This window comes from Virgibacillus litoralis (assembly GCF_017873675.1).
GTDB classification, from domain to species: domain Bacteria; phylum Bacillota; class Bacilli; order Bacillales; family Amphibacillaceae; genus Lentibacillus; species Lentibacillus litoralis.
Genome location: NZ_JAGGKK010000037.1, coordinates 1 through 11,724, shown reverse-complemented (window position 1 = coordinate 11,724; position 11,724 = coordinate 1). Strand labels below are relative to the sequence as shown.

Annotated in this window: 12 protein-coding genes; 8 read left to right on the top strand and 4 right to left on the bottom strand. The window is 36.6% G+C overall.

Annotated features, from left to right (window positions below; genetic code table 11):
• Positions 1-207 precede the first annotated feature (207 nt).
• The 3 genes from tlp (at position 208) to J2Z82_RS19065 (ending at position 1,351) form a co-directional block, all read left to right on the top strand.
• Positions 208-432 (top strand): small acid-soluble spore protein Tlp, encoded by a 225-nt coding sequence (tlp, locus tag J2Z82_RS19075; protein ID WP_092492850.1) that lies wholly within the window; start codon positions 208-210, stop codon positions 430-432.
• Between the two features lie 194 nt (positions 433-626).
• A complete protein-coding gene (locus tag J2Z82_RS19070) occupies positions 627-1,052 on the top strand; it encodes an acyl-CoA thioesterase (RefSeq protein WP_209482385.1) in 426 nt (141 codons plus the stop codon).
• Positions 1,052-1,351, top strand: coding sequence for a hypothetical protein (locus tag J2Z82_RS19065; RefSeq protein WP_209482384.1), 300 nt, complete (start codon positions 1,052-1,054; stop codon positions 1,349-1,351). The genes J2Z82_RS19070 and J2Z82_RS19065 overlap by 1 nt, the downstream gene beginning before the upstream one ends.
• Before the next feature lie 147 nt (positions 1,352-1,498).
• Here the strand turns inward: J2Z82_RS19065 and J2Z82_RS19060 are convergent, their stop codons facing one another.
• From J2Z82_RS19060 to plsY, 4 genes are all read right to left on the bottom strand, one after another.
• On the bottom strand, positions 1,499-1,783 hold the full coding sequence (locus J2Z82_RS19060; protein ID WP_209482383.1) for a HesB/YadR/YfhF family protein: 285 nt from the start codon (positions 1,781-1,783) through the stop codon (positions 1,499-1,501).
• Positions 1,784-1,814: 31 nt separating this feature from the next.
• On the bottom strand, positions 1,815-2,036 hold the full coding sequence (gene yidD / locus J2Z82_RS19055) for a membrane protein insertion efficiency factor YidD (protein WP_209482382.1): 222 nt from the start codon (positions 2,034-2,036) through the stop codon (positions 1,815-1,817).
• Positions 2,037-2,040: 4 nt separating this feature from the next.
• Entirely contained in the window at positions 2,041-2,982 is a 942-nt protein-coding gene (folE2, locus tag J2Z82_RS19050; RefSeq protein WP_209482381.1) for a GTP cyclohydrolase FolE2, read from the bottom strand.
• Positions 2,983-3,064: 82 nt separating this feature from the next.
• Positions 3,065-3,646 (bottom strand): glycerol-3-phosphate 1-O-acyltransferase PlsY, encoded by a 582-nt coding sequence (gene plsY, locus J2Z82_RS19045; protein WP_209482380.1) that lies wholly within the window; start codon positions 3,644-3,646, stop codon positions 3,065-3,067.
• Between the two features lie 165 nt (positions 3,647-3,811).
• Between plsY and J2Z82_RS19040 the strand changes: the two genes are divergently transcribed.
• From J2Z82_RS19040 to parC, 5 genes are all read left to right on the top strand, one after another.
• Positions 3,812-4,876 carry an ABC transporter ATP-binding protein gene (locus tag J2Z82_RS19040; RefSeq protein WP_209482379.1) on the top strand — a complete coding sequence of 355 codons (1,065 nt, stop codon included), beginning with the start codon at positions 3,812-3,814 and terminating at the stop codon, positions 4,874-4,876.
• The gene (locus tag J2Z82_RS19035) at positions 4,876-6,402 is read left to right on the top strand and encodes an ABC transporter permease/substrate-binding protein (protein ID WP_209482378.1); all 1,527 of its coding nucleotides are present in this window, start codon (positions 4,876-4,878) and stop codon (positions 6,400-6,402) included. The genes J2Z82_RS19040 and J2Z82_RS19035 overlap by 1 nt, the downstream gene beginning before the upstream one ends.
• A gap of 14 nt (positions 6,403-6,416) precedes the next feature.
• Positions 6,417-6,830: a CoA-binding protein gene (locus J2Z82_RS19030; protein WP_209482377.1), complete on the top strand. Its 414-nt coding sequence runs from the start codon at positions 6,417-6,419 to the stop codon at positions 6,828-6,830.
• 204 nt (positions 6,831-7,034) lie between these two features.
• On the top strand, positions 7,035-8,987 hold the full coding sequence (gene parE / locus J2Z82_RS19025) for a DNA topoisomerase IV subunit B (RefSeq protein ID WP_209482376.1): 1,953 nt from the start codon (positions 7,035-7,037) through the stop codon (positions 8,985-8,987).
• A gap of 149 nt (positions 8,988-9,136) precedes the next feature.
• Positions 9,137-11,587, top strand: coding sequence for a DNA topoisomerase IV subunit A (parC, locus tag J2Z82_RS19020; protein ID WP_209482375.1), 2,451 nt, complete (start codon positions 9,137-9,139; stop codon positions 11,585-11,587).
• Positions 11,588-11,724 lie beyond the last annotated feature (137 nt).

Below are 11,724 nucleotides of genomic sequence, written 5' to 3'. Positions count from 1 at the left end.
AATTGGCTGGTTTAAGTCCAGTGGAATACCGAACTCAAACCAGCCAAACAGTTGCATAATCAAAACTCTAACTTTTGGGGGTCACTACCAAATTGTAACCCAATTTGATGCTCTTTTTAATATTGTATAATATCCGGTTTAAAGTAAAAATTAAGAAAAGATCACCATAAAAGGTGGGATATAATTTTAATAAAAAGGAGTAGTCGAATGACTGATAAACATAACAACAAACCAAAACCTGATGATCGCAGTGATAACGTGGAAAAACTCCAGCACATGGTGCAGGATACACTCGAGAATATGGAAGAAGCCGATGAAACAATGGAATTTTCATCTGGTAAAGAAAAAGAAAATATAAAAGCAAAAAACGAACGTCGAGAACAAGCTGTTGAAGGAATGCGACAGGAAATAAGTGACGAATCAAGGTCATAATCAGATAAACCTCAAGCCATGTAAATGGTTTGAGGTTTTCTATGGCCGTTAAGTATAAACGCTTTCTTCTGCATAAGTGACATGCCATAAGGATTTGGCGATAAGTTATGTTTCTACCTAAGCAAAGTATCTTAATTCAAACTAGATTTGTGATAAAATGTTTGATGTAATGGTAATGAAAGGGTGGATATTTGTTGAATAAAGTACGTACACCAATAGAAGTAAGGTATCAGGAAACAGACCAAATGGGGGTTGTCTATCATGCGAACTATTTGGTATGGTTTGAAATCGGTCGTACAAAATTTATAGAAAACCTAGGATTGTTGTATGCAGAAATGGAAGAACATAATATTGTATCCCCGGTTGTAGACGCGCAAATGTCATTTAAAAAACCAATTCGTTATGGCGAAGATACTGCAGTTAAAACCTGGGTAGAAACATATGATGGAATTCGTACTGTTTATGCCTATAACATTATAAATCAAAATGGTGATATAGCTGTTAGCGGGACAACTAAACATGTAATTGTACATAAAGATACATTTCGTCCGTTATCTTTAAGAAAGGCATTTCCTGAATGGCATCAGGCATATATGAAGCAAGTAAAAGGGGAATCCTAATGGCTTTTGGTTTAGCTAGAAAAGATCTAATAGAATGGAAATCAGAAGTAAGTAGTGGGCGTATTGCTTTTTTAACACATTATTGGATGGATGACCGATTTCCGGAATGCTATACTGTCACGAAAGTTGGCTGTAGCGATTTAGATAAATTAATTGCTTGGGGAAAGACATACAATCTTCAGCCTAATTGGATTCATATGGACGAAAAATATCCGCATTTTGACTTATTTGGTGAGAAGCAAAAATCGATATTAAAGAGTGAAAAGCAATGGGGTCATCTAAGAAAATTTAATTTATAACAACAACTAAAAGGGCTTCCCAAAAGATTTTTAAAAATTAATTGCTCTGTTATAGATAGTGAAAATCAGTGTAAATAAGTAACCCCGTACCACTTTTATAGTGATACGGGATTACTTTTTTGGGGAATTTACTTTTGGGTGAGCCACTCATACATATTTAAATTCTGGTTCTTGTGCTTGTTCATTTAATTCTATTTTCAGATCTTTGCCGTCAAAGTACCAAGCATCTTTACTCTCAATAAAAAACTTTATTCCTTCTGCACTGCATGATGTGTGAACATCTTTTGGAGTGTCATAGCTAACCCCTAGTGAGAATCCTGGTATAAACCCACCAAACCCATATCGGACATAAAATCGTAATTGTGTTTGATGATCTATTTCGAATTCCGTTTTATACCACTTTGCAGCTTCGTTGGTTATTTGTATATTCAATCCATTCAACTCCTTGAAGAATTACGGATTACTATTTTTTCTTATCTGGTACTACGTCAACCCCACCTGGGTGAAAAGGATGGCATTTACTTATACGTTTAATGGTTAAATAGCCTCCTTTAAAAACACCAAACCTTCTAAAAGCTAACAATCCATATTCTGAGCAAGTTGGAAGAAATCGGCAGGTTGGTGGCTTAAATGGACTAATGGCTTTTTGATAAAACTTTATTAAACCAATGAAGATATACTTCATATAGCTAGCCTTCATTCATTTCATTTTGCAGTTTATCATAAGTCACTGATGCTATAGCATCATGCATATGAATAGATTCTTCATTGCGACATTTTACGCTGAACTTGGTAACAAAAGGCATTTCATAAATATCGGCTGCAACCAAGCGCACCATATCTTCCACAAACCGCGGATTCTCGTATGCCTGCTCAGTAACCATTTTTTCATCCGGTCGTTTTAATACCGGATGCAGTCTGGAGCTTGCATTGCTTTCAGCTGCTTCCAGTAATGTTTCTTTCCAATCTAATAATCTTTCATCAAAGTCATCAGCTAATGATACAGTCATTTTAACAAGCCCACGTTGGTTGTGCGCACTATACTCGCTTATTTCCTTGGAACAAGGACAGAGTGTTGTAATAAGTGATGCCAGTGAAGCTTGTATAGTATAGCCTTTAACGTCATCATATTTCACATTTAGCGTAATGTCAGCATGGTTCATTCCTGGGAGATTCGATTGTGGTCCCTTTCTTTCATAGAACCAGGGAAAACTGACCTCAACTTCAGCGTCCGACTGGTTTAGACGACCTGCTAGGTCTTTCGTAAATGTTTTGAGTGTCAAAAGGTCAACTGTAAATCCCTTTTGATAATATGCTTGGAGCTGTTCTGTGAACCTGCTCATATTTGTACCTTTACTTGCCTTATCTATACTGGAAGAAAATTTAAATGTTCCAATTGTAGTTTGTTCATTTGGTACTAAGCTGCTCGTAACGGTAATAGGATGTTTAACGTTCTCAATACCTACTTCATCGAGGTCAAATAAGAAGTCTTTTTTTGTATTCTGTAAATCTGCCATTTCTTTTTTTTCACTAGGCTTCGTCCTTGGGCCGGGCTCCACAGAACCAAATAGTTTATGTCGTTGAACTTTGTTCGGTAACTGCTTTTTTGGGAATGATTTAATTTTATCCATATCGGTGACCCCTTTCTAAACTTACATAACCACAGTATACTTAAGCAAAAATTAATATTCAATTTTTTGGCTTAATGGTGGTCTACATCCATTTAATTTTTGGTTCTGTTTTATTCTTAATTCGTTTAATATTTTCACTATGACGGTAAAATACAAAAGCAGCTAAACCAACAGTAACAATAATAAGACCTATATCTTGTAAAATAATGGAGATAACGACTGCTACAACTCCTGTAATCATGGATGATAGTGAAACATACTTGGAAACGTATAATGTTAAAATGAAAGATGTAACTACAATTGCGAATAAGAGAGGATTGATACCTAATAAAATTCCCCCGGATGTTGCAACTGCTTTCCCGCCTTTAAACTTAGCAAATAAGGGGTAGGTATGTCCTAAAACAGCAAATAACCCTATAGCTAACCGGTACACTTCGACATCAAAGAACAATGGGATAAGTGTCGCAGTTGTTCCTTTCAAAATGTCTGCTACCGTAACGATGATTCCAGCTTTTACTCCCAGAATTCGAAATGTATTTGTTGCACCCAGGTTGCCGCTACCGTGCTCTCGGATATCAATTTTGTAGCCAAGTTTACCAACAATAAGCCCTGATGGGATGGAACCCAATAAATACGCAATAATTGCAAATACTATATATTCCACATTCTTTCCTTCCTTCCAGTAAAAATTAAGCTATATATTATTTTACCATGAAGTAGTTAATCAAAGAACCTTTAATGAACTAAATTAGTTCGATATAATGTTTATAAAGAAGTAGAAAAGGGTAAAAGTTATTGCTATAAAACTAATGTGTAAAGGAAGAGGCCTGTGATTGAATTTAAAAATGTAAAAAAAGTATATCCAGATGGCACCAAAGCTATAAAAGACTTCTCATTAAAAGTGAATGAAGGTGAGTTGGTAACTTTAATAGGACCAAGTGGGTGCGGGAAAACGACAACTATGAAGATGATCAATCGACTTATTGAACCGACAGCAGGTAATATATACATAAATGATAAAAATATTAACGATTATAATATTCATGAGCTGCGATGGAACATTGGCTATGTGCTTCAGGAAATTGCCTTGTTTCCGCATTTAACAATTGAAGAAAATATAGCTATTGTTCCAGAAATGAAAAAATGGAAACGCAAAAAAATTCAGGAAAGAAACAAAGATTTGCTTAACATGGTTGGCCTTGATCCATCTACCTATCAGCAAAGAATGCCTAGTGAACTTTCTGGAGGTGAACAACAACGGATTGGTGTAATCCGTGCATTAGCGGCTGATCCAGACATTATTTTAATGGATGAGCCCTTCAGTGCGCTTGATCCAATCAGCCGTGAACAATTGCAGAATGATATTAGAAAACTGCAAAAGGAAATAAAAAAGACAATCGTTTTTGTCACGCATGATATTGATGAGGCTATGGCTCTTGGGGATAAGGTTTGTCTTATGAAAGATGGTGGAATTGTACAGGTGGACACGCCTCAGCAGCTTATACTGAGACCAGAAACTCAATATGTGAAAGACTTTATTGGTGAAAGAAAGTCCCCATGGCAAACTGCTATTGATGTTATAGCAGATCAATCTCTATTGAGTGTTATATCAAAAAATGAATTTGAAAAAAATGATTATCCGAGTCGTGGGTTGTTTTTTGTAAAGGATGAGCAAGATATGTTTGTTGGCGCTGTGGAGGATGGTCAGGAACAATCTGTTCAATATCTGGATAATGATACACCACTTTATAAAGCAGCAGAGATTTTAGAAGCAAGTGACCAACTTATCTTTCCTGTACTAAAAGAAGGCGAGTTAGTTGCTACACTTAGCTATAAGGATATTGTTTCATTTCTGAAAAGCAAAACTAGAATGGAAAACGGGGTGATCCAATAATGGAGGAATTTATTTCCGTTTTTCAAAGAAGACAGGACATATTACTAGAGACAATTTGGGAACACTTACAAATATCACTAATGTCATTAATTATAGCAATAATTATTGCCGTTCCTTTAGGGCTAATTCTGACTAGGTATCAACACGTGGCAGAACCTATTATTGGTATATCTGCTGTTATGCAGACAATACCAAGTTTAGCTGTTCTAGCATTTTTAATTCCATTCTTTGGTATTGGAACAACCCCTGCAATCATTGCCTTAACAGCATATGGTTTACTGCCAATTTTACGAAACACATATACAGGTATTAAAGAGGTAAATCCAGCTTTAAAAGAGGCAGCAACTGGTATGGGTATGAACTCACTAAAACGATTAACAAAAGTAGAACTTCCAATTGCTATGCCAGTTATCATGGCTGGTATTCGCACATCAATGGTACTAATCGTCGGCACAACCACTATTGCTGCATTAATTGGTGCTGGAGGTTTAGGAGAACTAATCCTACTGGGAATTGACCGAGGGGCAGATTTAAACCTCATTTTATTAGGTGCAATTCCTGCTGCATTATTGGCAATTGCCCTTGATTTTATATTGCGAGGCTTTGAACGTATCTCTAAGCGTACAGGCTTTAAATCTTTTATTGCAATGTTAATTATTGCTGTATTAGTGGTTGCTTCCCCCTTATTGTTTACTTCAGCCAAGAAGGCTGACTTAACTATTGGAGCAAAACTTGGTTCAGAACCAGCAATATTGATAAATATGTACAAACTTCTTATTGAAGAAGAGACTGATTTAAATGTTAAACTTAAACCAGGATTAGGCAAAACATCATTTGTATTTAGTGCTTTAAAAAATGGCAGTATAGATATATACCCTGAATTTACTGGAACAGCTATCGTAACTCACTTGGAACAAAAAGCGAATAGTAATAAAAAACAGGAAGTTTATCAGCAAGCAAGACAAGGAATGATAGAAGAGTTCGGTATGGTTATGCTGGAACCAATGAAGTTTAATAACACATACGCTGTTGCAACGACAAAAGAGATGGCCAATAAGCATAATCTAAAATCGATTGGTGATTTGAATAAAATAGAGAATGATATAACTGCTGGTTTCACACTAGAATTTAAAGACCGGTACGATGGGTATGTTGGCATGCAGGAGATTTATAACTTGGATATTGCAAATGTGAAAACAATGGAGCCAGGAATTCGTCAGGATGCATTATCGAATGGTGAAGTTGATGTTATTGACGCTTACGCAACGAGCAGTTATATGATTGATCAAGATTTGGTGACACTGGATGATCCTGAAAATTTATTTCCGCCGTATCAGGGGGCACCTTTGTTGCGTCAGGACACACTTGAGAAATATCCCGATCTAGAAAAAATATTAATTCAACTCGGGGGTAAAATAACGGATGATCAAATGCGTCAGATGAACTACCAGGTTGATTATGAAGATAAACCACCAGAAACCGTTGCTCGTGAGTATTTAGAGGAGCAAGGTTTAATTGATAAATAGAGGAGGTATAACACGTGGAATGGGAAAATCCGACTAATGACAAAATTAAGGATGCTTTGGATTCTGCAAAGAATATAGCAGTCGTGGGTCTTTCTGACAATCCTGATAGAACATCTTATCAAATTTCAAGCATAATGCAGGATAAAGGTTATAAAATAATTCCTGTTAATCCTACAATTGATAATGTGCTCGGTGAAAAAGCCTATAATTCGTTATCTGATGTAAAAGAGCCGATTGATATTATTAATGTTTTCAGGCGATCAGAATTTTTACCTGCAATTGCAGAAGAGGCTGCAAAAACAGACTGCAAAGTGTTCTGGGCCCAACAAGGTCTCAGTAGCCAGGAAGCATATGATTATTTAAAAGAACGGGATTTTATGGTTATAATGGATATGTGCATAAAAGTAGCACATTCCATTCTCGTTTAAGAAGATTAATGTGAGAATGGCCTTTATTGGTCATTCTTTTTTTGCGCTCTACTTAAATTATAGTATACTTAATATCGTATCTTAAGTTAGTATGGTTTTATATAGTTGCTATTGAAGAGGTTATTTTACATTTACAAACGTTTGTTCTAATATAAAAATATTAACAATAACAATTTTATAGTTCGGAGAGGAGTCTACAGCTGAATGGTAAAGCAATCATTACAATACACAGATGATTCAATTCAAGTACTAGAAGGTCTTGAGGCTGTAAGAAAAAGACCTGGAATGTATATAGGCAGTACGGATCAACGCGGGCTGCATCACCTGGTTTTTGAGATAGTCGATAATGCTGTCGATGAAGCATTAGCAGGTTATGGTAATGTGATAAAAGTGACGGTACATAAGGATAACAGCATATCTGTCGAAGATAATGGCAGAGGGATTCCAACAGGTATGCACAAAACAGGAAAGCCAACAACAGAAGTTATCTTCACAGTATTGCACGCTGGAGGTAAATTCGGACAAGGCGGCTACAAAACCAGTGGTGGGTTGCATGGTGTTGGGGCTTCCGTTGTAAATGCGCTTTCTGAATGGTTAGAGGTAACCATTTTCCGAGACGGATTTAAATATATTCAGCGATTTGAGAATGGTGGTAAGCCAGTCGGTTCACTTGAGAAAAAAGGTACTACAAAAAAGAAAGGTACTATTATTCACTTTAAGCCTGATCCTACTATTTTTTCCGTAACAGTTTATAACTTTGAAACAATAACGGAACGCTTACGCGAAGCAGCATTTTTACTAAAGGGATTAAAAATTGAGCTATCAGATGAGCGGGACCAAGTAAAAGAAGAATATCAGTTTCCAGATGGACTAGAATCTTTTGTTTCTTATCTGAACGAAGAAAAGGATACACTTCATCCTGTTGTGTCATTTGAAGGAGAACAGCAGAAAATTGAGGTTGATTTTGCATTTCAATTCAATGATGGTTTTGCAGAAAGTATGTTATCTTTCGTTAATCATGTACGTACGCAAGATGGCGGAACTCATGAATCTGGTGCACGAACAGGGATAACACGAATATTTAATGATTATGCAAGAAAGAATGCACTCCTTAAGGAGAAAGATAAAAATTTAGAAGGCACTGATATTCGTGAAGGTTTTACAGCTATAGTATCGGTGCGTATACCTGAAGAAAAATTACAATTTGAAGGTCAGACAAAAGGAAAACTAGGAACTTCAGAAGCACGTTCAGCAGTCGATTCCGTTGTCTCTGAAAAACTATCCTACTTTTTAGAAGAAAACCCTGATGTTGCAAGCATGTTAGTCAGGAAGGCTGTGAAAGCCAAAGAGGCCCGTGAAGCAGCCAGGAAAGCAAGGGAAGATGCAAGGTCAGGTAAAAAGAAAAAGCGTAAAGATTCATTACTTAGTGGTAAGCTCACTCCTGCTCAATCCAGGAATCCTAAACAGAATGAGCTCTACTTAGTAGAGGGTGACTCTGCTGGAGGCTCTGCAAAACAAGGTCGAGACCGCAAATTCCAAGCGGTATTACCATTACGTGGTAAAGTTATTAATACAGAAAAGGCTAAACTAGAGGATGTTTTTAAGAACGAAGAAATTTCTACAATCATCCATACTATCGGAGCGGGTGTTGGAGGCGATTTTGATTTAGAGGATGTTCAATACGATAAAATTATTATCATGACAGATGCTGACACAGATGGTGCCCATATTCAGGTACTGCTATTGACCTTCTTTTACCGATATATGCGTTCTTTAGTTGAAGCAGGAAAGATTTTTATCGCTTTACCACCACTCTATAAAATCTCTAAAGGTAAAGGTAAAAAAGAAAAGATTGTTTATGCATGGGATGACGATGAAATGAAAGAAGCCATAAAGGAATTTAAGAATGGCTATATCATTCAGCGATATAAAGGTCTTGGTGAAATGAATGCTGACCAGTTATGGGAAACGACGATGAACCCAGAGAGCAGGACTTTCATTCGTGTAACGATTGAAGATTTAGCCCGTGCCGAAAGAAGAGTTACTACCTTAATGGGTGATAAAGTTGACCCACGGAGAAAATGGATTGAAGGTAATGTACAGTTCGGTATGGCAGAAGATGCTAGTATTTTAGAAAACGACAAAATTCATACTTAATATGATTCTGAAAGGCGTTTCTAAAAGTCGTAGTTTATATCAAAACGCGAGGGTTAAAGAGCAACTTATACGAAAAGAGCCTTACAAAACAAGAGACTACTGAAATATATACAGACAATATTGACAAAGATTAACAAGGGGGGATTGGTTTGTCACAACCTGAAAAATATTTAGACCTTCCACTCGAGGAAGTAATTGGTGATAGATTTGGAAGGTATAGTAAATATATAATTCAAGATCGTGCACTACCAGATGCGCGTGATGGGCTAAAACCTGTTCAACGCAGAATTTTATATGCAATGCACGAGGAAAAAAATACACACGATAAAAATTTTCGTAAGTCAGCTAAAACGGTTGGTACTGTAATCGGTAATTATCATCCACATGGCGATTCTTCTGTTTATGAAGCGATGGTTCGTTTAAGCCAGCAGTGGAAAGTTAGAAATGATTTGGTTGAGATGCATGGTAATAACGGCAGTATCGATGGTGATCCACCAGCAGCCATGCGTTATACAGAGGCAAGGCTTTCCAGTATTGCCTCAGAACTGCTCCGTGATATAGGCAGGGAAACAGTCGACTTTATACCAAACTTTGATGACACGATTTCAGAGCCTGTTGTATTACCAGCCAAGTTTCCGAATCTACTTGTAAATGGATCTACTGGAATTTCCTCAGGTTATGCAACAGATATACCACCTCACAACCTATCAGAGGTTATTGATGCAGTTATTATGAAAATTGATAAACCGACTGCTGATTTAGAAGAGTTAATGACTGCTATAAAAGGGCCTGATTTTCCGACTGGCGGGATTATTCAAGGTATTGATGGAATTAAAAAAGCATACGAAACAGGAAAAGGTAAAGTCATTGTGCGCGGGAAAGCGAAGGTAGAAGATGTTCGTGGTAACCGCCAGCAGATTGTAATTGACGAAATTCCTTTTGAGGTTAATAAAGCTAATATGGTTAAAAAGATGGATGAATTACGAATTGACCGAAAAGTGGAAGGTATAGCTGAAGTACGTGATGAGACTGATCGTACGGGACTGCGTGTGGTTATTGAGTTGAAAAAAGGTGCTAATAGTCAAGGTGTGTTAAATTATTTATATAAAAATACAGATTTACAAGTAACATATCATTTCAACATGGTAGCTATTCAAGACAAGACTCCTAAATTATTATCACTGCCTCAGATTCTGGACGCTTATATTGCGCATCAAAAAGAAGTAGTAACAAGACAAACCATTTTTGATTTGAAAAAAGCAAACGATCGTGCGCATATAGTAGAAGGCTTAATCAAAGCAATATCGATTCTAGACAAACTTATCGCAACAATTCGTGCATCAAAAGATAAATCTGATGCAAAAAAACGTATTATATCAGCATATGACTTCTCTGAGGCACAAGCTGAGGCAATTGTTATGCTGCAATTGTATCGTTTAACAAATACTGATATAACGTCTCTTGAAAAAGAAGCAGAAGAATTACGGAAGGCAATCGAAGAACTGGAGTCAATACTGGCCAGTGATAAGAAACTCTTCCAAACGATCAAGAAGGACCTAAAACAGTTAAAGAAATCATTTGCTGATAGCAGGAAAACAGTTATTGAAGATAAAATTGAAGAATTGACTTTTAATATTGAAGTTACTGTAGCAAGTGAAGATGTTTTAGTATCAACTACGAGGGATGGTTATGTAAAACGGACAAGTATCCGCTCATATGGCGCTTCAAATGGAGAAGACTTTGCGATGAAGGATGAAGATTACCTTGTTGGTTTAACAGAGCTAAACACAACTGATAACTTACTTCTATTTACAAATAAAGGGAAGTATATTTATATTCCTGTACATGCCTTACCTGATATCAGATGGAAAGATCTTGGACAGCATATTTCCAATATCGCGAGCATTGACAAAGATGAACGCATTATTCAGGGTATACCTGTACGCGAATTTAACGATGAAAATTACCTTGTTTTCTTCACTAAGAATGGCATGGTAAAACGTAGTGAATTGGGATTATATAATGCACAGCGGCACTCAAAAGCGCTTATAGCTCTAAACCTTAAAGGTGATGATGAAGTAATTAATGTATTTCAGACAGATGGGAATTCTGACGTATTTGTTGCTTCAAATAAAGGTTTTGGTTTATGGTATCATGAGTCAGAAATATCTGTAGTTGGCCAGCGTGCTGCAGGCGTTAAAGCAATTAAGCTTAAAGAAAATGAGTATGTTGTAAATGGTCAGGTATTCGATGATCTATCAGAGCCATCGATTGTTGTCGTAACACAACGTGGTGCCTGTAAACGAATGAAGCTTCGTGAGTTTGAGAAATCGAGTCGTGCCAAACGAGGGTTAATCATGCTTCGAGAATTAAAAAGCAAACCCCATCGTGTAAAAGGTTTATTTACAGTAGATGAAAATGATACTATATGTTTCAAGACTGCTAAAGGCAATACACATAGCTTATACCCGTTAGAGCTATCCACAAGTGACCGCTATAGCAATGGTTCATTTGTAATAGATAGTGATAATGAGGGCGAAGTAAGTGAAGTCTGGAAGGAAGCTATTTACAGAAAACCATTCGATGAATCAACTGAATAATTTATGAGAAGGGCTTGGGTTTCTACAAGCCTTTTTTCATTCTATAGGAAATTACACTAGCGTTGCATTAAATTTTTAAGAAGAAGTCAAGAAAAATATTTTATGTGAAATTTGTGAATGATGGGAATATTCACTTT